A 22518-nucleotide genomic window follows, 5' to 3' on the forward strand; every position below is an offset into this window, starting at 1 on the left:
GCCCCCCACTGTCAGGCCGCCGGGCCCGCACGCCGGAGCCGCGCCAGGACCGCGTCTCGTACGGGGTCCGAGTGGACTTCCACGGCGTCTTGAGCCGCGCGCGCGACGGTGGCCGCAATCCGGTCTTCAGATCTGGAGGATCCTCATGACCATCATCGACGTGTCCACCCCGCCGGGTACCGACCGTGCCGCGGAACTGGCCGGCATCAAGGCACAGGCCCTGGCCGGTCCCGGCGAGCGGGCCACCGAACAGCAGCACGCCAAGGGCAAGCTCACCGCCCGCGAGCGCATCGGACTGCTGCTGGACGAGGGCTCGTTCCACGAGATCGAGGCGCTGCGCCGGCACCGCGCGAGCGGTTTCGGGCTGGAGCAGAAGCGGCCGTACACCGACGGGGTGGTCACCGGCTGGGGCACGGTCGGCGGCCGCACCGTCTTCGTGTACGCGCACGACTTCCGTATCTTCGGCGGGGCGCTCGGCGAGGCCCACGCGGAGAAGATCCACAAGGTGATGGACCTGGCCGAGGCGGCCGGCGCCCCGCTGGTCTCGCTCAACGACGGTGCCGGCGCCCGTATCCAGGAGGGCGTGTCCGCGCTGGCCGGCTACGGCGGCATCTTCCGGCGCAACACCCGCTCCTCCGGCGTCATCCCGCAGATCAGCGTGATGATGGGCCCGTGCGCGGGCGGGGCGGCGTACTCCCCCGCGCTCACCGATTTCGTGTTCATGGTCCGCGGCACCTCGCAGATGTTCATCACCGGCCCCGACGTGGTCCGTGCCGTCACCGGTGAGGAGATCACGCAGAACGGCCTGGGCGGCGCCGACGTGCACGCCGCGGTCTCCGGGGTGGCCGCCTTCGCCTACGACGACGAGGAGAGCTGCCTGGAGGACGTGCGGCACCTGCTGTCGCTGCTGCCCGCCAACAACCGCGAGACACCGCCGCGTGAGTGGGGCGACGATCCCGCGGACCGGCCTACCGAGGCGCTCGCCGCGATCGTGCCCGCCCATCCGCAGCAGGCGTACGACATCCGCCGGGTCATCGAGGAGGTCGTCGACGACGGCGACCACTTCGAGGTCCAGCCCGGGTGGGCGGCCAACGTGGTGTGCACGCTCGCCCGGATGGACGGACACGTCACCGCCTTCGTCGCCAACCAGCCCGCCCACCTCGCCGGGGTGCTCGACATCCACGCGAGCGAGAAGGCGGCCCGCTTCGTGCAGTTCTGCGATGCCTTCAACATCCCGATCGTCACCCTGGTCGACGTCCCCGGTTTCCTGCCCGGGGTCGGCCAGGAGCACGGCGGCATCATCCGGCACGGCGCCAAGCTGCTGTACGCGTACTGCAACGCCACCGTCCCGCGGATCTCCCTGGTCCTGCGCAAGGCGTACGGCGGTGCGTACATCGTCATGGACTCCCGTTCCATCGGCGCGGACCTCGCACTGGCCTGGCCCACCAACGAGATCGCGGTCATGGGCGCCGAGGGCGCGGCGAACGTCATCTTCCGCCGGGAGATCGCCGCCGCCGCCGACCCCGACGCGACGCGCGCGCAGAAGATCAAGGAGTACACGACCGAGCTCATGCACCCCTACTACGCGGCCGAACGCGGCCTGGTCGACGATGTCATCGACCCGGCCGAAACCCGTTCGGTGCTCACCTCGGCACTGGCCATGCTCCGTCCCAAGTACGCCGACCTGCCGTCGCGCAAGCACGGCAACCCGCCGGTATGACGGCCGGACGGCCGGCCGCCGGGGCCGGAGCGGCGGCGGGGGCGGAAGCGGAGTCGTGGAGGATCACGCGCGGGCATCCCGATGCGGCGGAGACGGCCGCCCTGCTGGCGGTGTTGACGGCCCTGCTGGTCAGCCGGTCGGGCGGGCGGACCGAGCCCGCCCGCACCCGGGCCGCCGGCTGGGACCGAACCGGCGGGCTGCGGCGCGCGGGGACCTGGCGCGAGCGCTGATCCGTCGCGCCCCGAGTGCTCTGCGGCACGCTCTGGACGTCCTGGTGAGCGACGGAGGGAACAAGGATGACGGTCAAGGCGAGAACGCAGGCCCCCGAACGGCCCGTGGCGCTGGTCACCGGGGCGACCAGCGGCATCGGGCTGGCCGTCGCCCGGGACCTGGGAGCGCGCGGGCACCGGGTGTTCGTCTGCGCGCGTACCGAGGCCGCGGTCAAGCAGACCGTCGCCGACCTGCAGTGCGAAGGGATGAGCGTGGAGGGCGCGGCCGCCGACGTACGCGACCGCTCGGCGGTGAAGGCGGTGGTCGCCGCGGCGGTGGCGGTGTACGGGGCGCCGGTGAGCATCCTGGTCAACAACGCGGGCCGCAGCGGCGGCGGTGCCACCGCGGACATCACCGACGAGCTGTGGCACGACGTCATCGACACCAACCTCAACAGTGTGTTCCTGCTGACGCGCGAGGTCCTCAACGCCGGCGGCCTCGGGGCGCAGCCCTGGGGCCGCATCGTCAACATCGCCTCCACCGCGGGCAAGCAGGGGGTCCTGCTCGGGGCCCCGTACACCGCCTCCAAGCATGCCGTGGTCGGCTTCACGAAGGCGCTCGGCAAGGAGCTCGCTCCGACCGGTACCACCGTGAACGCGGTCTGCCCCGGGTACGTGGAGACGCCCATGGCGGCGCGCGTGCGCAGCGGGTACGCGCAGGCGTGGGACACCACCGAGGAGTACGTCCAGGAGCAGCTCGAGTCCAAGATCCCGCTGGGCCGCTACTCCACCCCCGAGGAGGTGGCCGCTCTGGTCGGCTATCTGACCACCGATCTGGCCGCCTCCATCACGGCCCAGGCGCTCAACGTGTGCGGAGGGCTGGGGAACTTCTGACGCCGGCCGCCGGTGGACGGGCACAGGGGAGGGCCGCGGACGGTCGGTCGTCCGCGGCCCTCCCCGCCGCCGGTCCCCCGGCGGCCCTGTTTTCAGAGGACGGTCGGTGGCCCCGAAACGTCCCAGAGGACGGCCTGCGGGGCGATGCGTGCGTCCTGCCAGTCGGCCAGGGCGGGCGCGTCGGTCTGCTCGTCCGAGAGCAGTACGTGCCGCAGGGCCGGCAGGGTGCTCCTGCCGGCGCGCGCCGCGACGGCCAGCCGTGCGAAGGCGGACGGCAGTTGTGTCAGCACCGTCACCTCCTGCTCGGCCAGCAGGCGGGCGAAGGCGCGGGCGTCGCGGGCGGTGTCGCGGTCCACGACGACGGCGCGGGCGCCGGACAGCAGGGGTCCCCAGATCTCGCGCATGCCCAGGTCCAGGCTGAGGGAGTGGAAGTACGTCCACACCTCGTCCGGTCCCGACTCCAGCAGCGGGACCAGGGCGTCCACCCAGGACAGCACGTCCATGTGGCCGACGGGCCGCAGGGTCAGTGCCCGGCCCGGATCGCCGCCCGTGGGGAGCGCCAGGAAGGCCGTGGCCGGCGGGATTTCGCGGCGCATCGCCGCCTCGGGCCGCGCCGCGATGACGAACCTGCCCGCCTTGGCCAGCGGGATCTCGTCGCGCAGCAGTCCGCCGTCGGAGATGACCATCTCGGCGCCGGCGTCGCGCATCAGGAACTCCTGGAGGCCCGCGTTGTGCCCGGGCTCCAGCGGCAGTACGGCCGCCCCGGTGCGCAGGGCGCCCACCACGGCGGCGGGGGTCCGGCAGGTGCGCTGTGCGCGGACGGCGATCACCGATCCGGGTCCCGTACGGCCCGACAGGCGCCCGGCGATGTCGTCGGCGAGCCAGTCCGATTCGAGATAGGTCGTCTGCTCCTCGGTGTCCCGGGTGCAGACCCGGGCCGGGTGGCGGGCGGCCGCGGCCGCGAAGCGGGTGTCGATGCGGTCGAGGCGTACGGTCGGCTCGGCGGCCGGGTCGAGCCCGATCCGTGTGAGCAGAGCGGCCAGGTCGGCGGACAGGTGGTCGAGCTCCGGATGATCCGGAGTGGCGTTCATGCGGCCTCCCAGCGGGCGGGTCGTGACTCCGGGGCCGATGGTGTCGCAGGGGGCCGGAGAACGGCTCAAGTCCTGCCGTACAAGGCGGCTTGACGGCTGGTCAGGAGGGGCTGGACGGCTGCTCGACGGTGTGTCCACGGGTGGTCGAGGATTGCTGGAGAGGCCTGGCCCGCCTGCTGGGGGCATGCCTACGATTCTGGAGCTCACGCCGAAGCCACCCTCTCTCCGTCGCGCTCCGAGGCGACCTCTCGTAGACGCAGGCATATGGAACTGAGCTTTGTGGCTATGGCCCGTCTCGCGAGACTGGACTTGACTGTACTCATGACTCAGAACACGCAGATCACCCTCGTCATCGGCGGTCACGGCAAGACCGGCCGGCGCGTCGCCGAGAAGCTTTCCGCCCAGGGCCGCGAGGTCCGGATCGGTTCGCGCAGCGGCCAGCCCGCCTTCGACTGGCACGAGCCCGCCACCTGGGGACCGGCGCTGGAGGGCGTCGACCGGGTGTACGTGACCTACTACCCCGACCTCGCCTTCCCGGGTGCCGCCGAACAGGTCGGTGCTTTCTCCAAGGTGGCCGTCGCCGGCGGTGCGCGCCGTCTGGTGCTGCTGTCCGGGCGCGGTGAGGAGGCCGCGGAGGTGTCGGAGGAGAACCTGAAGGCCTCCGGCGGCGACTGGACCATCGTCCGCTCGAGCTGGTTCAACCAGAACTTCAACGAGAGCTTCTTCCTGGAGCCCGTGCTGGCCGGCGAGATCGCCCTGCCGACCGGTGACGCGGTGGAGGCCTTCGTCGACGCCGATGACATCGCCGATGTCGTGGTGGCGGCGCTGACCGATGACAAGCACATCGGCAAGACCTATGAGCTGTCGGGCCCGCGCCTGCTCAGCTACAGCGATGTGGCCGCCGAACTGTCCAAGGCCACCGGCCGGGAGATCAGGTACATCTCGGTCACCAACGAGGAGTACCGGGCCGTGCTGCGCGAGAACGGCCTCCCGGAGGAGTTCGCGGACCTGTTCACGATGATCCTCGACGGGCGCAACGCGCACCTGGTGCACGGTGTCGAGGAGGCCCTGGGCCGCAAGCCCAAGGACTTCTCCGAGTTCGCCCGCGACGCGGCGGCGTCCGGGGTCTGGAACGTCTGACGGCACAAGGCCCCTTCACCGTCTGCGCGTTCCCCTCTTTTCGCTCCTTGACCGGGCGGCGACTCTGGTACGGCCGCCGCCCGGTGCTCGGGGTGTCCGGGGATCTGCGCACGACACCGTGCCAGTGCTCACCGGCACCACCCCGCATGACAGACAGGCAGGAGGCTCCCGTGCCGGCTCCCCCGTCGTATTCCAGCGAACACGGGCTGGAACACCTTCCCCCGCACTTCCACGGCTTCGCCCTGATGCACGTCGCGATGCGGCGTGACGCGGCCCGGCTGCGCGCCGCGGCCCCCGCGTGGAGCGGGGCGGGCAGCGCGTGGTGGCAGCGGCTGCGCGAGGTCATCGAGTGGCACCACACCAGTGAGGACGACGTCCTGTGGCCGGGGCTGCGCCGCCGGGATGCCGACTTCGATGCACAGGCGCGTGAACTGCACGAGGACCACGAGGAGTTGGATGCGGCGATGGCGGCCGTGTCGACGGCGGTCGCCCGCCGCGGTGACGGTCTGGTGAGGGCGGCGCAGACTTTCGAGGGTGTGCTGCGCGACCACCTGCGCGATGAGGAGCGGATCGTCTTCCCGGTCTTCGACCGGCTCGGGGAGCGGGCCTATCTGGCCGAGGAGCGCAAGGTCGTCTCCAGTGCCCCGATGCGCGTGATGACGTATCTGCAGCCGTGGATGTTCGACGGTGCGTCGCGGCGCTCGGTCGCGCACGTCTCCGCCACGATCCCGCCTCCCGTCCGGCTGATCGGCGCCACGCTGCTGAACCGGCGGTACGAGCGCACGTTGAAGGGAATCCTGAATTGAGCAGCACGACCACGCAATCGGTGACGCTGGTGGCGGCGACGGTGGGGACGGGGCTGATGGCCGGCCTGTACTTCGCCTTCGACATCTCGGTGATGCCGGGTCTGGGCCGCGGCGATGACCAGACGTATGTGACCGCGATGCGGAACATCAACGAGGCGATCGACAACGGCCTGTTCGGCCTGCTCTTCCTGGGCGCGTTCCTGGCGACCGGGGTGGCGGCCAGGCAGCAGCAGCGCGGCGGCCGGCCCGACGCGGCGCGCTGGGGCTGGCTGGCGTTCGCGCTGTACGGGCTGTCGCTGGCCGTCACCGCGATCGTGAACATCCCCCTCAACAACCAGCTGGCCCGGGCCGGCGCCGATGCGGCGGCGGCCCGCTCGCGCTTCGGGGGCCGCTGGGCGTCCGGCAACGTCGTGCGCACGGTGGCCTGTACGGCGGCGCTGGCCGCGCTGGGGCGCGCGCTGACGCTGCACGGCCGCGCGTCGGCTGCGTAGAACCCCCGCGATCGGCGCCCGCTCTCTTTCCGTCCCCCGCGGGAGAGCGGGCGCTTCGCCGCGTGCAGGCGGCGACGCGGTCAGGCGGGGTGCGGGGGCTTCGGTGCGGCCGCGCGACGCGAGAGGATGTACGCATGGACACGCTGACCGGACTGCTGGAGGGCCCCAAGGCCCGGGGGGCCTTCCTGCTCAAGTCCGTCTTCAACCCGCCCTGGTCGCTGCGCGTGGAGGACCGGGCGCCGCTCTCGGTGGTCACGATGGTGCACGGCGACGCCTGGCTGCTTCCCGCCCTCGGCACGCCGGTGATGATCCGGCCCGGTGATGTGGCGGTCGTGCGGGGACCCGAGCCGTACACGGTCGCCGACTCCCCGGACACGCCGGTGCAGATCACCGTCGGTCCGGAGCAGCGGTGCAGCACCGAGGAGGGTGAGGACGTCACCGAGACGATGGCGCTCGGTGTGCGGACCTGGGGCGACGAGTTCCAGGATGCCGGCTCGGCCGTGATGCTGAGCGGCACCTACCAGGCGCCGAGCGAGATCGGCCGGCGGCTTTTGAGTGCGCTGCCGACGATCCTGGTGCGTCCGGCGGAGGCGGCCGACACCACGCTGGTCGCGCTGCTGGCCTCGGAGATCTCCAGGGACGAGCCGGGCCAGGAGATCGTGCTGGACCGGCTCCTGGACCTGCTGCTGATCGGGGTGCTGCGTACCTGGCTGGCGGCGCCCGGCAGTGGCGCGCCGTCCTGGTACCGGGCGCAGAGCGATCCGGTGGTCGGTCCGGCGCTGCGGCTGCTCCACGAGAATCCCGCGCACGGGTGGACCGTGGAGGAACTCGCCCTGAAGGTGGGGGTGTCGCGGGCTTCGATGGCCCGCCGGTTCACCGAGGTCGTGGGTGAGCCGCCGGTGGCCTATCTGACGGGGTGGCGGCTCGCCCTCGCCGCGGACCTGCTGCGGGAGCCGGATGCCACCATCGCGACGGTGGCCCGGCGGGTGGGCTACAGCTCGGCGTTCGCCCTGTCGACGGCGTTCAAGCGCGTGCGGGGCATGAGCCCCCAGGAGTTCCGTACGGGTGCCCACCCGGTCGCCGCGCCGCAGGCCCCGCAGCAGGCGCGCACGGTGGTGCTGCCCCGGCCCTGACCGCCGGCCGGCCGCCGGCGGCCCGGGCCCGGGTGCGGGTGCGGGGAGACGGGGTTCGGGCCGGGGCGCTACGCGGGTGTTGCCGAGGAGATCAGTGCGGCGGCCGTGGCCCGTGGGGGCGGCGGGGGCCCCTCGCGTGTCACCGCGGTCAGGATCAGGTCCGGGCCGGCCAGCCAGCGGCCCTGGTAGACCGGGTCGACCGGTGGGGGCAGCGGGGGGTGCAGGGTCGCCGCGAAGCCGCCGTCGGGGAAGAGGGTGAGGGTGGCGTCGCGGAAGCCGAGCCAGATGCCGGTGGCCGGGTACCAGGCCTTGTACGCGGCCTCCTTGGCGGAGAAGAGGAGACGGTCCCAGGGGGTGGAGGGATCGGCCGAGGCGAGGTGGGCCAGGTGGGTGCGCTCCGCCTCGGAGGTGATGAGGGCGAGGACGCCCCGGGGCAGTGGGCCCGCCGGTTCCGCGTCGATGCCGACGGCGGCCATCAGGGAGGCGGGGGCCGCCACCGCGGCGCGGTAGCCCTGGCAGTGGGTGATGCTGCCGACCACGCCGGTGGGCCACTGGGGGGCGCCGCCCGGTCCCGGGAGCAGGGCGGCGGCGGGGCGGCCGAGGTCGGCCAGGCAGCGGCGGGCGCAGGCCCGGGCGGTGGCGAACTGGCGTCGCCGGTGGGCGCGTCGGCCCTGCATCAGGGCGGCCTCGGCCGGGAAGAGGGGCGGGCGCCGCGTCGTCGAAGGCTTCCGATGACGTGACGCCCGGGGGGAGGAGTTCCTCGATCATCGTGAGGCGAGCTCGGTGACGGCCGCGACCGCGAGGAGCGGACGCTCCAGCGCGAGCATGTGGCCCGCGCCGGGGACCGTTTCGAAGCGGGCGCCGGGCAGGACCTCGGCGAGGGTCTCGGCCAGCGCGATGTCGATCACCTTGTCGCCGTCGCCGTGCAGGACGACGGCGGGGGTGGTGACCGCCTTCAGTGCCTCGCGGACGTCCCAGCCGCGGGTGCAGCGGAAGAAGTCCGCCCGCACGCGCGGTGTGGTGGCGGCGAACATCTGCCGGTTCACGTCGCGCACGACTCGGTCCACGCCCTTGCCCATGGTGGAGCCGAGCAGTCTGCCGCCCAGCCAGGGCCGGCGCAGGGCCCGGGAGAAGACCTCGCTGCCCATCATCTTCACCTCGCTGTCGGGGGTGTCCTGGCCGTGGGCCGCCGTGCCCAGCAGCACCAGGCCGCGCAGCCGGCCCGCCGAGGGCGAGGTGGCGGCGTAGGAGAGGGCGGCGAACCCGCCGCCGGAGTGGCCGACGAGCACCGCCTCGCGGGCGTCGGTCTCGCCCAGGACCGCCGCGAGGTCCGCGCTCAGGCGCTCCACCGAGACCGGGGTGCGGCCGAGGGTGGAGGCGCCGTGGCCGCGCTGGTCGTACAGCACGACGCGGTGTCCGGCGCGGATCAGCCGGTCGGCGACGGTGCCCCAGGCGCGGCGGGTGTGGGCCCAGCCGTGCAGCAGGACCACGTCGGCGGCGGGGGGTGCCCCGTTCAGGGGGGCCAGTACGGTCACCGCCAGCTCGGCGCCGTCGTCGGTGTGGACCGTCAGTTCGCTGGTGGCCTGCGGGGCGGCGGTCACCGGGGGGCCGCCGACAGCTGCCGGTCCAGCGAGGCGAACGCGGCGAGGGTGGCCTTGGAGTGTTCGGCGCCCAGGTCCGCGACCTTGGCCAGGGCCTTGAGCCAGCCGTGCGGGCTGCCGGCGAAGTGCATCGAGACGCGGGTGCGTCCGCCGGGCAGCGGTTCGAGGAGGAAGGTGCCCGGGCCGCGGAAGACGCCGTCGACGTACTCGATGTCCAGGCGGCGGCCGGGCTCCACGGCCACCGTGCGGGAGGTGAAGCGCAGCTTCAGTCCGCCCTTGTCGACGCCTTTGGTGTGCACGACCACGTCCACCGTGCCGCCGACCTCGTCGGGGGCGCCGGAGACGGCGGTGAACGTGTTGTGCGGGACCCACCACTTCTTCGCGCCGCGGAATTCGGCGACGAGCGCGTCCCAGACGGTATCCGCCGGGGCGTCGATCACCGCCTCGTCGATCAGGTCGTACGTGCTCATCTCAGGGCCTCCACTCGGTACGGGAAAGGCGGTGGGGGCGGGGTTGTCGTGCTCCCCCGCCCCCACCGCCGGGACTCCACAGCCGGCCGGTCTGCCGTCAGGCGAAGAAGCCCTGGCCGGGCGTGAAGATGTTGTTGGGGTCGAACCTCCGCTTGGCGTTGACGAAGCCGGTCCAGCGGTTGCCGAAGTGCTTTTGCCAGTCGGCGCCCGTCATCGGGATCGAGCCCACCAGGTAGCGCTTGGCGCCGCTGGCCACCGCGATGTCGTACAGGCGGCGGTTCTGGTCGATCATGCCCTGGATGTTCGGCTCACCCGGGTTGGGGAAGCGCAGCAGGTCGAAGAGGTAGACCACGGACTCGTTGGGCATCATCGCCAGCGGCCGCTTGATCTTCGAGGTGTAGAAGGGGTAGAAGAGCAGGAATCCGCCGCCGAGGGAGTTCGCGTCCAGCTCCTGCTCGACGAGCTTCATGAACGCCTTGGTCTTCGAGGCGGGCAGGAACATGCTCAGCCACGGCTTGGGCGTGTACCAGTGGCCGCCCTCCTTCAGGTACGCCTCGTAGGCGTCGAGGCGGAACATGTAGTCCCGGAAGGACACGTCCTCGATGACCGCGTCCGCGCGGACGTCCTTGAGGTCGCACAGCAGCCTGGTGCGGTTGGGCGGCGTCGTGTTGTAGGTGGCGCCGACCTCCAGCTTGTAGCGCCAGCCGGAGTTGTCCGGGGTGCGGAGCATCTCGCCGGCGTGGACCTGGAACCGGCCGTCGGCCAGCACCTTCTCCGAGTCGGCGAGGTACTGCTCGACCGTGCTGTAGAAGAGGCTGAAGATGACGGCCCGCTTGGGCGCGGGGATCAGTTTGACGGTGGCCCGGACGATGATGCCGACCTGGCCGCCGCCGGAGAGGGCCGCGTTGAACAGTTCCGGGCGCTGGGAGGCGTTGGCGGTGACGAGCTTGCCGTCGCCGGTGATGATGTCGATCGACTGGATCGTGTCGCACAGCAGGCCGTACTTCTGCACGGTGCCGCCGATGCCGCCGATGCTGATGGTGCCGCCGACGGAGATGTAGAGGTAGTCGGGGAGGGCCGGCGGGGTCTTGCCCGCCTGGAGGGCGGCGTCGGTCAGCTGACCCCACGTCACCCCGGCTTCGACGACGGCGGTGTCGCTGCCGATCGAGATGATCTTCGACATGCCCTTGGCGTCGATGGAGATGCCGCCGGGGACGCGCGCCTGGCCGTAGACCGAGTGGGACTCGATGTCGTTGCCGGTGCCGCCCTGGCCGTTGACGGCGACCTTGATGTTGTTGGTGCGGGCGTAGTCGACGATCTTGACGATGTCGTTGATGCCGCCGGGGCGCAGCACCGCCCACGGCTTGCTCGGGGCGCCGTCGAAGAGGTGACCGAAGTCGTTGGCGAAGGCGTCGACCACGCCCGGGGTCGTCTCCAGGGTCCCGGCCAGTCCCGGCACGGGGACGACGTCGGAGTTGCCGGCGGCCTCGGCGGCCGTCGCCCAGGTCTGGGACACGGCGTTCCAGCCGACGACGGCGACGGCCGTGGTCGCGATGCCGCCGAGGACCCGGCGGCGGGACGGCTCGGCGGCGGTGCCCGCGGCGGTTCTGTGGGTGCTGCTCATCTTCGTACGTCTCCTACTGGTGAGGTACCGGCTTGGTGCTGCGCACCCGGGAAGCGAGCTGGTACTCGCTCAGGTCGAGGCGCTTGGTCCCGCGGCGGAAGCGCCAGGTGTAGGTCGGGAAGACCGTGGTGTTGCGGCCGTTTGCGTCGAGGTACCAGCTCTTGCAGCCGCCCGACATCCAGACGGTGCCCTCGAGGTGCCGGTCGAGTTTGCGGTTGTAGGCGTCCTGCGCCTCCTGGCGGACCTCGATGCTGGCCAGGCCGCGCTGGTGCGCCTGCTTCAGGGAGTCGACGACGTACTGGACCTGCGCCTCGATCATCACGGTCTGCGAGGAGTGGCCCAGGGCGGTGTTCGGGCCCAGGAGCATGAAGAGGTTCGGGAAGCCGGCGATGGTGGTGCCGCGGTGGGCGGCCATGCCGTCCTTCCAGGCCTCGCGCAGCTGGAGGCCGCCCTTGCCCCAGATCCGGCGGGCGACGGGGCGGTCGGTGGCCTGGAAGCCGGTGCCGAGGATGATGGTGTCGACCTCGCGCTCCACACCGTCGCTGCCGACGATCGACTTGGGGCGGATCTCGGCGATGCCGTCGGTGACGATCTCCACGTTGGGCTGCTGGATCGCCGGGTACCAGGTGTTGGAGAACAGCAGGCGCTTGCACGCCACCAGGTAGTCGGGCGTCAGCTTGGCGCGCAGCGCCTCGTCGGGGACCGACTTCTTCAGGTGGTCGCTCGCCATCTTCTGGACCTTCTCGGCGAGCTTGGGGCGCTTCCAGAAGAAGGCCAGGATCTCGCGGCCCCACATGTTGAAGCCCCGCCGGAACTGCTGGTATCCGGGCAGTGAGCGGAGCAGCCTGGTGTGCAGCTCGCTGTTGGCCTTGTCGGGCTTGGGGCCGATCCACGGGGGTGTGCGCTGGTAGAGGTCCAGCTGGCCGACCTCGGGCTGGATCTTGGGGACGAACTGGATGGCGGAGGCGCCGGTGCCGATGACGGCGACGCGGCGGCCGGCCAGGTCGTGGTCGTGGTCCCAGTCCGAGGAGTGGAAGATCCTGCCCTCGAAGTCGTCAAGCCCCTTGATGTCCGGTACGGCGGCCTCGCTGAGGTAGCCGGTGCCGGTGACCAGGAACTGGGCGGTGTAGCGGCCCTGTGAGGTCTCGATGTTCCAGTGCCGCTCGTCCTCGTCCCAGCGGGCGGCCTGCAGTTCGTGCCCGAACCGGATGTGGGGGCGTACGCCGAAGCGGTCGGCCGTGTCGCGCAGGTAGGCGTACAGCTCGTCGCGGGAGGCGAACGTGGACTTCCAGTTCGGGTTGCGGGCGAAGGAGAACGAGTAGAGGTGGGACATGACGTCGCACGCACAACCCGGATAGCTGTTGTCGCGCCAGGTGCCGCCGACCTCGTCGGCCCGCTCGAACACCAGGAAGTCGTCGATGCCCGACTGCAGCAGTCGGATGGCGGTGCCCAGGCCCGAGAAGCCGGTGCCGATGACCGCGACCCGCAGGTGCCGGGTCGGTCCGCCGCCACCGGGATGCGTCTCGGTGCCCGTGTGTGCCCCGCCGTCCTTGGCCGGTTCAAGAATGCTCGTCACGTCGGCCTCCTCAGCGGCGCGTGATGGTGACGCGGAAGTTGTTGAAGAACTTGTCCTCGAGCGTGTACGCGAAGATGTCGAGGTAGCGCTCGAAGCGGGAGACGACCTCTTCGCCCTCCAGGGCCACGGCCTCGTCCCGGCGTTCGGCCAGCAGGACCAGCCAGGCGCGGCAGGCCATCGCGAAGGACTCGCGCTCGTTGACGATCTCGTCGATCTCGAAGAGGCCCTCGGCGGCGGCGGACAGCTCGCTCAGGTGGGGGATGTGGCAGCCCTCGAACTCGGAGCGCTGGAGGAACTTCAGGTCGTCGAGGAGGGCGCGGTTCATCGGCAGCGCCTCGGCGGTCATGGTGTGCAGTACGAACTTGGCGCCCGGGTTGAGGGCGTTCGCGACCTGCTGGAAGAAGTACCGGTAGCGCTTGGTGCGCTCCTTGGGCGGCAGGTTGGAGGAGACGAAGTGCTCCAGGGCGTTGATGCAGAACGCGGCGTCGTACTTCTCGCTGTCGTCCGCGACCTTGTAGTCCGCCCAGCTCTGGACCAGCGTGGTGATCCGCGGGTTGCCGAGGCCGTCGATGAAGGCCTCCTGGGTGCGGGACAGGGTCAGGCCGACGGCCTGCTCGGCGCCGTGCACGGTGGTGAGGCGGTTGAGCATGGTGCCCCAGCCGCAGCCGATGTCCAGGACGCGCTTGGCGCCGCCGGCCGCGACGTTCGCGAGCTCGGCGAACTTGTCGAGCTTGCGTTCCTGCGCCTCGTCCAGGGTGGCGACCAGGTCCTCGCCGTCCTCCCAGTAGCCGCCCGAGTACATCATCGTGGGGCCCAGCAGGAGCCGGTAGAAATCGTTGCTGACCTCGTAGTGGTGCCTGATCGCATCGACCTCGGGGTCCACCGACTTGGGGGCGACCGTTGTCATCCTGATCCTCTTTCCTGCGTGTCCGGCGGGCCGTGTTTTCCGAATTCGCGACCGAGAAAACCCGATGCCCCGCAAGGTGTGCGCAAGAAGGCCGGGAATGAGGATCGGGGGCGGTGTTGCGCCTTCCTTGCGGGGGCGGGGCTTTTATCGCTCTCGAAAACCAGACACGCACTGCCGAGTTGCATTGCCGAGAGAGGACCGACCCCATGTCGCTGCCCACCATCGAAGAACTGGCGAGCCAGCTCGAGGCCGTCTCGGGTGCCGCGGAGGTCAGCCCCGACGCCCCGCTCCAGCACATTGCGGACGTCGACTCGCTGGACCTGATGGAGTGGCTGTACGGATTCCAGAACCAGTACCCGCACATTCCGGCCGACGAGTCCCTCTTCGCGGACCTGGACGACACGACGACGCTGCGTGACGTCTACGCGAAGATCGTCGACCTCGTCCCGGCTCAGGCGTAGCGGGGGGTGACGTGACCGGCTTCGACATCACCGGGTGGGGCATGTCCGTACCCGAACGCATCGTCACCAGTGCCGAACTCGCGGCGCGTTTCGGCGTGGACGAGCACTGGGTGGTCAGCCGCTGCGGGATCCGCGAGCGGCGGGCGGTCGACCCGGGGCAGACCACCGCCTCCCTGGCCGTCGAGGCCGGCCGGCGTGCGCTGGAGAAGGCCGGGCTGACCGGCGCCGACATCGCCCACCTGATCGTCGCGACCGCCACGCCCGAGCAGCCGTCCCCGGCGACGTCCGCGTTCGTCCACCACGAACTGGGGATCTCGGGGAGCGCGCACGACGTCAATTCCGAGTGTGCGGGGTTCGTCTACGGGCTGGTGTCCGCGATGGCGCTGATCGCCATCGATCCCCGGCCGATCCTGCTGATCGGCTCGGACACCCACACCCTGACGGCCAACCCGGCCGACCGTGACCTGTCCATCCTCGTCGGCGACGGTGCGGGGGCGGTCGTCCTGCAGCCGGGTGCGGAGAACCGGGTCAAGGCGTGGAACCTGGGCGCCGACGGTGCCTGCACCGGCTCGCTCAAGGTGCTGGCGGGCGGCAGCCGGATGCCGACCACCCAGGAGACGCTGGACGCGGGCCTGCACTACGCGCAGATCAACGGCAACGAGATCTACCTCAACGCCGTCCGCTACACCGTCCGTACGGTGCGCGAGACGCTGGAGAGCGCCAAGGTGGACGCGGCCGATGTGGACCATGTCGTTCCGCACCAGGCCAACATCCGGATCATCAACTCGATCCTGTCGCACACCGGCCTGCGCCCGGAGGCCCTGATCACCAACCTCCAGAAGTACGGCAACACGGCTTCGGCGTCGATCCCGATCGCGCTGACCGAGGCTTTGGAGGAGGGCCGTATCAAGGCCGGTGACAAGGTCTTGCTGGCCGGCTTCGGGGCCGGCATGACCTGGGGTTCGATCCTGATGGAGTGGGGCGGTGTCGCGGCATGAGCAAGAACGGTGCGGGAGCGCGGCCCGAGTCCCCGGTCGCGCTGGTGACCGGTGCCTCGGGCGGCCTCGGCCAGGCCCTGGCGCTCGAACTCGACGCGCTGGGCTGCCGGGTCGCGGTCCACTACAACAGTGCCCGCGAGGCGGCCGAGGCCGTCCGGGAGAAGCTGGTGAATCCGTCGGTGCTGGTCACCGGGGACGTCGGTTCGTGGGAGGCCACGCAGGCCCTCCACGAGCGGATTTCCGCCGAGCTCGGCCCGGTGGACGTCCTGGTCAACAACGGGGCGATCCGCAAGGACAGCCTGATGGCGATGCAGAACCCGGCGGACTGGGCGCAGGTCATCCAGACCAACCTGATCGGGTCGTTCCACACCGCGCGGGTGTCGGTGCCGCACATGCTGCGCCAGCGGTGGGGCCGGGTGGTCAACATCGTGTCCCCGTCGGGCATCATCGCGACGGCCGGCCAGACGGCGTACTCGGCGTCCAAGGCGGGTCTGATCGGCTTCACCCGTACGCTCGCGTCCGAGTGCGGCCGGCGCGGGGTGACGGTGAACGCGCTGTCCCCCGGGTTCATGATCACGGGTATGACGAACACCCTGCCCGACCGGGTCATCGAGGGCATGGAGGGCAAGGCTCCCATTCCCCGGTTCGTCACGGTCGAGGAGGTCGCCCGCAGCGCCCGCCTCTTCCTTGAGCAGGACTGCATGACGGGCCAGGTCATCAGCATCGACAGTGGCGTGTCCATCACCTGACCCCTGCCTTCCCCTCCCCCGGCCCCGGCCTCCCACCCCCAGGGGAGGCCGGGGCCGCTCGCCGTGCCCTGGGCGGGGCCGCCGCCCGGACGGGCGCACCCGGTGCGGCGGGGGCGGGGGTGCGGGGGGCCGGTCTGGCCTTGGACAGGGCGAAGGCCGCCGCGGAGTTCGCGGCGGCCTTCGGCGTGTGCGGGGGTCAGGCGGCGGGGAAGGAGGTGACGGGGTGGGTGACGCAGCCGTGGTCGGCCAGGGAGCAGGGGCGGGGGGCCGAGGCGCGGTGGTCGATCTCGAAGACGCCCATCAGCAGCGGGTCCAGGCGGGGTGCGGAGCGCGGGGCGAACGAGCGGGGTTCCGGTGTGCGCAGCAGTTCCAGGTAGGCCGCTTCGGTCTCGGGTGCCGGATCGATCCCCAGTTCCTCCGCCAGTACCTCGCGCAGCTGCTGGTAGCTGCGCAGTGCCTCGGCCCGGTTGCCGGCCCGGGTGTGGGCCGCCATCCGGCAGCGGTAGGCGCTTTCCCTGAAGGGCGCCCGGCGGACCGCCTCTTCCGCGTAGCGCAGGGCGTGGTGCTCGTCGCCCAGGGCGGACGAGGACAGGCTCGCGGTCTCCAGTGCCTTAAGGCGCAGCTCTTCGAGCTGTTCGCGCATCGCGTTGACCCATTCGCCTTCGTGTGAGGGCAGGAACGAGCCGCGCAGGTTGGAGACGGCGCCGGCGGCGAGTTGCTGTGCCACGGCGTAGGCGCCCTCCGCGTACGCCTCGGCGGCCTCGGTGACGGCGGTTTCGGCGCATTCCACGTCCACGGCCGCGTCCTGGGGCAGCCGCAGGAGGTACCGGCCGCCCTGGGCGACCAGCGGGGTCACTCCCGGCTGGTCCTGCGGTGTGGTGACGAATGTGCGGACGCGGCTGACGAGGCTGCGCAGGGCGGAGGCCCAGGTGTCGGGCAGCCCTTCGGGCCATATGGTCTCGGCCAGTTGGTCACGGTCGGTCCCGCCGGTCCGCTCGAGGAGCAGGCGGGCGAAGGCCACCTGTGCCTGGGCGCTCGACAGGTGTTGCGGCGCTGCTCCGTCCGGCTCGATCGTGACAAGACCTATGAGTCTGATCAGCACTATGCACTCTCCGAAACGGTCGGCTTCCGGCCGTGTCCCCCTAGCTCGTGCGTTTCAGAGGATACCGGCGGGTCGTCTCCGCATGTCAACAGCGGCCGTCAAAACATTCCTTCGCGAATGAAAGCCGAGGTCCGGGCATTGTCGTTCTCTTTTCGAGTGCGGCCATGGCCTTCCTCTTGCGCCGCTATTGCGCCCCCCGAGTCTTAATGGAATTCCACTAGAGCCCCGCCGGAAGAACGGCAGAGCGCCGATGGAGTTCCGGGTCCGCCGGACGATCGCGACGAGGAGAAGCACGTGAACGCATCCGCCGCCTGGAGCCGACTCGAGCCGAAGCTGGCCTACTTCCGCGACCGGGTCCGGTCTTTGGAGTACGAGCCCAACCGCAAGAACAGCTTCGTCGCCTACACCGTCGAGCGGGATTCGGCGTACGCGGACCAGGACGGCCGCCGGCTGCTGATGATGTCCGGCTACTCCTACCTCGGCCTCGCCGGCGACGAGCGTGTCGTCGCGGCCGCCAAGGCCGCCGTCGACCGCTACGGCACCGGCAACCACGGAGTGCGGGCCCTGGCCGGCACGACCCCGCTGCACGAGGAGCTGGAGGCCGAGGTCGCCAAGGTCGCCGGCCGCGAGAAGGCCCTGGTCTTCGGCTCCGGCTACGCCGCGAACACCGGCACCGTCGGCGCGATCGTCGGACCCGGCGACACCGTCTTCATCGACAAGTACGACCACGCCAGCATCGTCGACGGCTGCAAGCTCTCCGGCGCCAAGGTCGTCCGCTTCCGCCACAACGACGTCGCGCACCTGGAGCGCCGGCTGGCCGCCGCCCCCGACACCGGTGTGCGGCTGGTCATCGTCGACAGCGTGTACTCCATGGACGGCGACATCGCCCCCCTGGTCGACCTGCGCAAGGTCTGCGACGCCCACAACGCGCTGCTGATGGTCGACGAGGCCCACGCGCTCGGTGTCATCGGTGCCACCGGCAAGGGCATCGAGGAGCACTTCGACTACGAGGTGAAGGTCGACGTCAAGCTCGGCACCCTGTCCAAGGCCATCCCCTCCATGGGCGGCTGGGTCGCCGGCTCCGCCGAGTTCATCCACCACCTGCGCTACGCGGCCCGCCCCTTCCTCTTCTCCGCGGCCCTCGGCGGAGCCCAGACCGGCGCCGCCCTGGAGTCCCTGCGGATCCTGCAGCGCGAGCCGTGGCGGGTGGAGTTCATCCAGGAGCAGTCGAAGCGCTTCCGCGACACCCTCAACGAGGCCGGCATCAGCACTGTCGACAGCGAGACCGCCGTCGTCCCCGTGATCGCCGGCTCCGACGAGGCCGCCTACGACCTGGCGACCGTCGCCCGCAAGAACGGTGTCATCGGCCTGCCGGTGGTCACCCCGGCCGTCCCCAACGACCTGGCCCGGCTGCGGATCGCCATCACCGCGGCCCACACCAAGGCCGACATCGACTTCGCCGCCGAGGCCTTCATCAAGTCGGCGCGCGAGTGCCGCATCATCTGACCGCCCTCACGACGACCGTTCACACGCCTTAGGGAGCAGACATGCCTGGACCGTCCAGGGGCAGTTCGGCGCTTGCGCCCGTCGCCATCACCGGCATGGGTGTGGTCACCCCCGGCGGGTGCACCCCGGACGAGCTGTGGGACACGCTGTGGGCCGGCCGGTCCACCGCCGCCGAGCTCACCCACTTCGACCTCGGCCGCCACCGGGTCAGGATCGGCTGCCGGGTCCGCGGCCTCGAGGGCCTGGCCGGGCTGGTCCCGGCCAAGGAGGCCCGCCGGATGGACCCCTTCGCCCACTACGGCACGGCCGCGGCGCTCGCCGCGCACCGCGATGCGGGTTCTCCCACCGCCGAGGCGGGCCGCACCGCCATCGTGGTGGGCAACGCCGTCGGCGGCCGGGCCACCAGCGACCTGGAGTCCGCCCACTTCACTTCAGGAGGCCCGGCCCGGGTCAATCCGCTGATGCCGCTGATGACGATGCCCAACGCGGCCGCAGCCCACATCGCCATCCGGCTCGGCTGGACCGGCCCCGCCCTCACCGTGGCCAACACCTGCGCCAGCGGTGCCGACGCCATCGGCCACGCCCTGATGCTGCTGCAGACCGGCCGCGCCGACCTCGTCATCGCCGGGGGCGCCGAGCACACGCTCACCCCGGTCACCCTGGCCGGCTTCGGCAACCTCAACGCGGTCTCCTTCCGCAACGACGACCCGGAGCACGCCTCGCGCCCCTTCGACAAGGATCGCGACGGCTTCGTGATGGGCGAGGGCGCCGGGTTCGTCGTCCTGGAACGGCTGCAGGACGCGCGGGCGCGCGGGGCCAGGACGTACGGGCTGGTCGCCGGGTACGCCGCCACCGCCGACGCCCACCACCTGGCGATGCCGCTGCCCGACGGCGCGGGAGCCGCGGCCGCCATGGAGGGCGCCATCGCCGACGCCGGCCTCGACCCGGGCGACATCGTGCACGTCAACGCGCACGGCACCTCGACCCCGCACAACGACCGGTCCGAGGCCGCGGCCCTGCGGAAGGTGTTCGGCAGCGCCCAGCCGCCCGTCACCGCCCCCAAGTCGGTCATCGGCCACCTCATCGGCGCCGCCGGCGCCGTCGAACTCATCGCCACCGTGCAGGCCATGCGGCACTGCGAGGTACCGCCCACCGCCAACCACGAACAGCTGGAGCCAGGAATGGACATCGACGTCGTCCACGGCACACCCCGTGCCGTGCGCTCGGGGCCCGCGATCACGAACTCCTTCGGGTTCGGCGGCCACAACTCCTCCGTGGTGGTGACGCCGGTATGACACTGCTGTCGCTGCCCTCCCCCGTCCGCACGCTGACCGTCACCGAAGGCGAGATCACCGACTACCGCGGCGCCGCCCGGCGGGGGCTGCCCACCGCCCGGCCCGGCCAGGCCTCGCCCGTGCACGCCTTCGTCCTGGCCCACACGGTGGCCGAGCAGACCGTCGCCGAGCTGACCGCCGCCGAGCCCGGCCCGGTCTCGGTGGTCCACCTCGGCCAGGACATCCGCACCGTGCGGCCGGTCCGGCCCGGAGAGGAGGTGACCGTACGCCTGGACGTGCTCGGCATACGCAAGGAGCCCCGCGGCGCCCGGATCGCGCTGCGGGTCCGCCTCATCGGCGAGGACGGCCCGGAGCCCTTCGCGGAACTGGTCATCTCCGCCCTGCTGGTGGGCGCGACCCTGCTGGAGCCGTTCGGCGACATCGCGGGCGGCCCCGCCGCCCCCACCGGGCTCGGGGCGGGCGAGGCGCAGAGCGCGGTGCACGAGCTGACCACCGACTGGATCAGTACGTACGCCCACGCGTCCGGCGATCTGAACCCCATCCACCTCGACGAGCAGGCGGCCCGCGGGGCCGGTTTCGACACCGTCATCGCGCACGGCATGAGCGTGGTCGCCCTCGCCGTGGAGGAGGCCGTGGACCGCTTCGCGGACGGTGACAGCGCCCGGGTGCGCGGTCTGGGCTGCCGTTTCTCGGCCCCGGTGCCCCCCGGGATCGGGCTGGAGATCCTCCTGCAGCCCGACGCCGAGGCGCGCGTCGTCCGCTTCACCTGCAAGACGCCCCGGGGCGCGGCCGTGAAGTCGGGCTGGATCGAGCTCGCCCGGCCGGCGGCGCCGCAGGAAGGAGAAGAGCAGCCATGACGACCACCCCGGCCCTGCCGGCCCTGCCGGCCGCCGTGCATGTCGAACTCGGTCTCCTGGGAGGGTTCCTGACCCAGGTCCGCGACCGCCCGCACGCCACCGCCCTCGTCTTCAACGGCGAGGAGACCAGCTACCGCGAGCTGTACGAGCTCGCCGGCCGCGAACGCGACCGCCTCGCGCTGCTGGAGCTGGCCCCGGGCGTGCCGGTCGGTGTCCTGGCCGACAAGTCCCCCGCCGCCGTGGCCCTCGTCCTGGGCTGCCTGCTGGCCCGCCGGCCGCTGCTGCTGCCGTCTCCGGCCCTCGCCGACACGCTCCTGGCCGATCTCTTCGCCCAGGCCGGCTGCGCCCGTGTGCTGGCGCCCGGCGGCCGGGCGGCCCGGGTCGCGCCCAACCCGGACGTGGCGGCCCAGCCGCTGCCGGCCGACGAGGCCGCGGACGTGGCCTTCATGCTCACCACCTCCGGCTCCACCAGCCTGCCGAAGATCGTCCCGCTGAGCCTGGACGCGGTGGACCGCTTCACCCGCTGGGCGGGCAACGCCTTCGGGATCGGGCCCGACCGCACCGTCTTGAACTACGCCCCCCTCAACTTCGACCTGTGCCTGCTGGACGTGTGGACCACCCTGGCCCGCGGCGGGCGCGTGGTCCTGGTCGACCCGGCGCTGGCCGCCCACGGACGCCACCTGCGCGATGTGGTCCTGCGCCACGACGTCCAGGTCGTGCAGGCCGTCCCGATGGCCTTCGGGCTCCTCCAGGACGCGGCCGACAAGACCGGCGACACCTTCCCCGGCGTCGAGCACGTCATGTTCACCGGCGACGCCATCCCCGACCGCACCTTCGCCGCCCTGCCCTCCCTCTTCCCCAAGGCCCGCATCCACAACATCTACGGCTGTACGGAGACCAACGACAGCTTCGTCCACGAGGTCGACACCTCGGCGACCGCGTTCCCGCCCGTCCCCATCGGCCGGCCGCTGCCGGGCGTGGCGGCCCTGGTCCTGGACCCCGACACCCACACCCTCGTCGAAGGGCCGGGCAGCGGAGAGCTGTTCGTCTCCACGCCCTTCCAGAGCCGCGGCTACCTCGACCGGACCCGGCACGCCGACAAGTTCACCGCCCACCCGCTGGGCCTGGACGACAGGCGCTGGTTTCGCACCGGCGACCTCGTACGGCGCGACGCGGCCGGCACCCTGCACCTGAGCGGACGCACCGACTTCCAGGTCAAGGTCCGCGGGGTCGCCGTCAACACGGCCGAGATCGAACGGGTCCTGCAGGAACACCCCGACGTACTGGAGGCGGGCGTCGCGGCCCTGCCCGACCCGATCGCCGGCAAGCGGCTCGTCGCCGCCGTCCACCGCGCCCCCGGCTCCGCGCTGACCGGCCTGCAACTGCGCACGCACTGCGCCCGGCACCTGCCCAGGGCCGCGGTCCCCCACCAGCTCACCGTGACCGACACCCCGCTGCCCAAGACCGCCACCGGAAAGGTCGACCGCAAGGCACTCGACCGGCTCGACCAGCCCGACCGGGCCGGCTCCCCCACGGCCACGCCCGCACCTGCCACGCCCGCACCTGCCACGACACCCGTCGCCACACCTCTCGCCGAAGGAATCCCGTCATGAGCAACATCGACACCATCAAGAACTTCGTCATCACCGAGTTCCTCCCGGGCACCGCGGCCGCCGAACTCGCCGTCGACCACGACCTGCTCAACGACGGGGTCATCGACAGCCTGGGCGTCCTGAAGCTGATCGCCTGGGTCGAGGACCGCTTCGAGCTCGCCGTCGGCGACGCCGACCTGGACCCCAACAACTTCCGCAGCGTCGAGGCGATCGACACCTTCATCACGGAGGCCCGCCGCACGGCGGCCGCCTAGAACCACCCACCACCACCCCGA

At 71.6% G+C, this 22518-nt stretch carries 23 protein-coding genes; 15 read left to right on the forward strand and 8 right to left on the reverse strand.

Translation table 11 applies throughout. From position 1 onward, the window contains the following. Positions 1 to 145 precede the first annotated feature (145 nt). The 3 genes from OG472_RS00875 to OG472_RS00885 all read left to right on the forward strand — a co-directional run bounded on the left by OG472_RS00875 (position 146) and on the right by OG472_RS00885 (position 2823). Positions 146 to 1720 carry an acyl-CoA carboxylase subunit beta gene (locus tag OG472_RS00875; protein WP_405827041.1) on the forward strand — a complete coding sequence of 525 codons (1575 nt, stop codon included), beginning with the start codon at positions 146 to 148 and terminating at the stop codon, positions 1718 to 1720. Next, complete coding sequence (locus OG472_RS00880) at positions 1717 to 1950, forward strand: acyl-CoA carboxylase epsilon subunit (protein ID WP_405827042.1); 234 nt, start codon at positions 1717 to 1719, stop codon at positions 1948 to 1950. The genes OG472_RS00875 and OG472_RS00880 overlap by 4 nt, the downstream gene beginning before the upstream one ends. Positions 1951 to 2016: 66 nt before the next feature. Then, a complete protein-coding gene (locus OG472_RS00885) occupies positions 2017 to 2823 on the forward strand; it encodes an SDR family NAD(P)-dependent oxidoreductase (protein WP_401614655.1) in 807 nt (268 codons plus the stop codon). Positions 2824 to 2915: 92 nt separating this feature from the next. On the opposite strand, the gene OG472_RS00890 is transcribed toward OG472_RS00885, so the two are convergent. Further along, positions 2916 to 3914: an AMP-binding protein gene (locus tag OG472_RS00890; RefSeq protein ID WP_401611368.1), complete on the reverse strand. Its 999-nt coding sequence runs from the start codon at positions 3912 to 3914 to the stop codon at positions 2916 to 2918. A 321-nt stretch (positions 3915 to 4235) separates the two neighbouring features. Between OG472_RS00890 and OG472_RS00895 the strand changes: the two genes are divergently transcribed. The 4 genes from OG472_RS00895 (at position 4236) to OG472_RS00910 (ending at position 7484) form a co-directional block, all read left to right on the forward strand. Beyond that, positions 4236 to 5054 (forward strand): NAD(P)H-binding protein, encoded by an 819-nt coding sequence (locus OG472_RS00895; RefSeq protein WP_401611369.1) that lies wholly within the window; start codon positions 4236 to 4238, stop codon positions 5052 to 5054. Between the two features lie 170 nt (positions 5055 to 5224). Then, complete coding sequence (locus OG472_RS00900) at positions 5225 to 5860, forward strand: hemerythrin domain-containing protein (RefSeq protein WP_401611371.1); 636 nt, start codon at positions 5225 to 5227, stop codon at positions 5858 to 5860. Further along, positions 5857 to 6351, forward strand: a complete 495-nt coding sequence (locus OG472_RS00905) for a DUF1772 domain-containing protein (protein WP_401611373.1) — start codon at positions 5857 to 5859, stop codon at positions 6349 to 6351. The genes OG472_RS00900 and OG472_RS00905 overlap by 4 nt, the downstream gene beginning before the upstream one ends. Positions 6352 to 6485: 134 nt before the next feature. Next, positions 6486 to 7484, forward strand: a complete 999-nt coding sequence (locus tag OG472_RS00910) for an AraC family transcriptional regulator (RefSeq protein ID WP_401611375.1) — start codon at positions 6486 to 6488, stop codon at positions 7482 to 7484. A gap of 68 nt (positions 7485 to 7552) precedes the next feature. Here OG472_RS00910 and OG472_RS00915 read toward each other — a convergent pair whose 3' ends face one another. The 6 genes from OG472_RS00915 to OG472_RS00940 all read right to left on the reverse strand — a co-directional run bounded on the left by OG472_RS00915 (position 7553) and on the right by OG472_RS00940 (position 13662). Next, a complete protein-coding gene (locus tag OG472_RS00915; protein ID WP_405940654.1) occupies positions 7553 to 8161 on the reverse strand; it encodes a 4'-phosphopantetheinyl transferase in 609 nt (202 codons plus the stop codon). A gap of 87 nt (positions 8162 to 8248) precedes the next feature. Then, positions 8249 to 9085 carry an alpha/beta fold hydrolase gene (locus OG472_RS00920; RefSeq protein ID WP_405827044.1) on the reverse strand — a complete coding sequence of 279 codons (837 nt, stop codon included), beginning with the start codon at positions 9083 to 9085 and terminating at the stop codon, positions 8249 to 8251. Next, entirely contained in the window at positions 9082 to 9555 is a 474-nt protein-coding gene (locus tag OG472_RS00925; RefSeq protein ID WP_401611378.1) for an SRPBCC family protein, read from the reverse strand. Before OG472_RS00925 ends, OG472_RS00920 begins: the two co-directional genes overlap by 4 nt. A gap of 97 nt (positions 9556 to 9652) precedes the next feature. Then, positions 9653 to 11179: an FAD-binding protein gene (locus tag OG472_RS00930; protein WP_401611379.1), complete on the reverse strand. Its 1527-nt coding sequence runs from the start codon at positions 11177 to 11179 to the stop codon at positions 9653 to 9655. Positions 11180 to 11192: 13 nt separating this feature from the next. After that, positions 11193 to 12755 carry a flavin-containing monooxygenase gene (locus OG472_RS00935; RefSeq protein ID WP_405940655.1) on the reverse strand — a complete coding sequence of 521 codons (1563 nt, stop codon included), beginning with the start codon at positions 12753 to 12755 and terminating at the stop codon, positions 11193 to 11195. A 10-nt stretch (positions 12756 to 12765) separates the two neighbouring features. Then, positions 12766 to 13662, reverse strand: coding sequence for a class I SAM-dependent methyltransferase (locus tag OG472_RS00940; protein ID WP_319732791.1), 897 nt, complete (start codon positions 13660 to 13662; stop codon positions 12766 to 12768). 206 nt (positions 13663 to 13868) lie between these two features. On the opposite strand from OG472_RS00940, the gene OG472_RS00945 reads away from it, so the two are divergent. The 3 genes from OG472_RS00945 to OG472_RS00955 are packed head-to-tail and all read left to right on the forward strand — an operon-like array spanning position 13869 to position 15870. Next, positions 13869 to 14123 carry a hypothetical protein gene (locus tag OG472_RS00945; RefSeq protein ID WP_030390264.1) on the forward strand — a complete coding sequence of 85 codons (255 nt, stop codon included), beginning with the start codon at positions 13869 to 13871 and terminating at the stop codon, positions 14121 to 14123. Between the two features lie 11 nt (positions 14124 to 14134). Then, a complete protein-coding gene (locus tag OG472_RS00950; RefSeq protein ID WP_401611382.1) occupies positions 14135 to 15121 on the forward strand; it encodes a 3-oxoacyl-ACP synthase III family protein in 987 nt (328 codons plus the stop codon). Then, a complete protein-coding gene (locus OG472_RS00955; protein WP_401611384.1) occupies positions 15118 to 15870 on the forward strand; it encodes an SDR family NAD(P)-dependent oxidoreductase in 753 nt (250 codons plus the stop codon). The genes OG472_RS00950 and OG472_RS00955 overlap by 4 nt, the downstream gene beginning before the upstream one ends. Before the next feature lie 196 nt (positions 15871 to 16066). On the opposite strand, the gene OG472_RS00960 is transcribed toward OG472_RS00955, so the two are convergent. Then, complete coding sequence (locus OG472_RS00960; RefSeq protein ID WP_383577043.1) at positions 16067 to 16972, reverse strand: BTAD domain-containing putative transcriptional regulator; 906 nt, start codon at positions 16970 to 16972, stop codon at positions 16067 to 16069. A 294-nt stretch (positions 16973 to 17266) separates the two neighbouring features. Here OG472_RS00960 and OG472_RS00965 point away from each other — a divergent pair, with 294 nt between their 5' ends. From OG472_RS00965 to OG472_RS00985, 5 genes are read left to right on the forward strand one after another with little or no spacing between them, the layout of a single operon-like run. After that, positions 17267 to 18478 carry an aminotransferase class I/II-fold pyridoxal phosphate-dependent enzyme gene (locus tag OG472_RS00965; RefSeq protein ID WP_405827046.1) on the forward strand — a complete coding sequence of 404 codons (1212 nt, stop codon included), beginning with the start codon at positions 17267 to 17269 and terminating at the stop codon, positions 18476 to 18478. A 41-nt stretch (positions 18479 to 18519) separates the two neighbouring features. Next, positions 18520 to 19773 (forward strand): beta-ketoacyl-[acyl-carrier-protein] synthase family protein, encoded by a 1254-nt coding sequence (locus OG472_RS00970; protein WP_401611388.1) that lies wholly within the window; start codon positions 18520 to 18522, stop codon positions 19771 to 19773. Continuing rightward, positions 19770 to 20630, forward strand: a complete 861-nt coding sequence (locus tag OG472_RS00975) for a MaoC/PaaZ C-terminal domain-containing protein (protein ID WP_401611390.1) — start codon at positions 19770 to 19772, stop codon at positions 20628 to 20630. The genes OG472_RS00970 and OG472_RS00975 overlap by 4 nt, the downstream gene beginning before the upstream one ends. Further along, positions 20627 to 22243 carry an AMP-binding protein gene (locus OG472_RS00980; RefSeq protein ID WP_401611392.1) on the forward strand — a complete coding sequence of 539 codons (1617 nt, stop codon included), beginning with the start codon at positions 20627 to 20629 and terminating at the stop codon, positions 22241 to 22243. The genes OG472_RS00975 and OG472_RS00980 overlap by 4 nt, the downstream gene beginning before the upstream one ends. Further along, on the forward strand, positions 22240 to 22497 hold the full coding sequence (locus OG472_RS00985) for a phosphopantetheine-binding protein (RefSeq protein ID WP_401611394.1): 258 nt from the start codon (positions 22240 to 22242) through the stop codon (positions 22495 to 22497). The genes OG472_RS00980 and OG472_RS00985 overlap by 4 nt, the downstream gene beginning before the upstream one ends. Positions 22498 to 22518 lie beyond the last annotated feature (21 nt).

Source organism: Streptomyces sp. NBC_00207 (genome assembly GCF_045160965.1).
Lineage (GTDB): Bacteria > Actinomycetota > Actinomycetes > Streptomycetales > Streptomycetaceae > Streptomyces.

Excerpts from the sequence above, each read along its gene's own strand:
- OG472_RS00970 (WP_401611388.1), top strand. The coding sequence starts at position 18,520 with ATGCCTGGACCGTCCAGGGGCAGTTCGGCGCTTGCGCCCGTCGCCATC.
- OG472_RS00955 (WP_401611384.1), top strand. The coding sequence starts at position 15,118 with ATGAGCAAGAACGGTGCGGGAGCGCGGCCCGAGTCCCCGGTCGCGCTG.
- OG472_RS00945 (WP_030390264.1), top strand. The coding sequence starts at position 13,869 with ATGTCGCTGCCCACCATCGAAGAACTGGCGAGCCAGCTCGAGGCCGTC.
- OG472_RS00975 (WP_401611390.1), top strand. The coding sequence starts at position 19,770 with ATGACACTGCTGTCGCTGCCCTCCCCCGTCCGCACGCTGACCGTCACC.
- OG472_RS00930 (WP_401611379.1), bottom strand. The coding sequence starts at position 11,179 with ATGAGCAGCACCCACAGAACCGCCGCGGGCACCGCCGCCGAGCCGTCC.
- OG472_RS00890 (WP_401611368.1), bottom strand. The coding sequence starts at position 3,914 with ATGAACGCCACTCCGGATCATCCGGAGCTCGACCACCTGTCCGCCGAC.
- OG472_RS00875 (WP_405827041.1), top strand. The coding sequence starts at position 146 with ATGACCATCATCGACGTGTCCACCCCGCCGGGTACCGACCGTGCCGCG.
- OG472_RS00980 (WP_401611392.1), top strand. The coding sequence starts at position 20,627 with ATGACGACCACCCCGGCCCTGCCGGCCCTGCCGGCCGCCGTGCATGTC.
- OG472_RS00895 (WP_401611369.1), top strand. The coding sequence starts at position 4,236 with ATGACTCAGAACACGCAGATCACCCTCGTCATCGGCGGTCACGGCAAG.
- OG472_RS00880 (WP_405827042.1), top strand. The coding sequence starts at position 1,717 with ATGACGGCCGGACGGCCGGCCGCCGGGGCCGGAGCGGCGGCGGGGGCG.
- OG472_RS00910 (WP_401611375.1), top strand. The coding sequence starts at position 6,486 with ATGGACACGCTGACCGGACTGCTGGAGGGCCCCAAGGCCCGGGGGGCC.
- OG472_RS00985 (WP_401611394.1), top strand. The coding sequence starts at position 22,240 with ATGAGCAACATCGACACCATCAAGAACTTCGTCATCACCGAGTTCCTC.
- OG472_RS00940 (WP_319732791.1), bottom strand. The coding sequence starts at position 13,662 with ATGACAACGGTCGCCCCCAAGTCGGTGGACCCCGAGGTCGATGCGATC.
- OG472_RS00915 (WP_405940654.1), bottom strand. The coding sequence starts at position 8,161 with ATGCAGGGCCGACGCGCCCACCGGCGACGCCAGTTCGCCACCGCCCGG.
- OG472_RS00925 (WP_401611378.1), bottom strand. The coding sequence starts at position 9,555 with ATGAGCACGTACGACCTGATCGACGAGGCGGTGATCGACGCCCCGGCG.
- OG472_RS00885 (WP_401614655.1), top strand. The coding sequence starts at position 2,017 with ATGACGGTCAAGGCGAGAACGCAGGCCCCCGAACGGCCCGTGGCGCTG.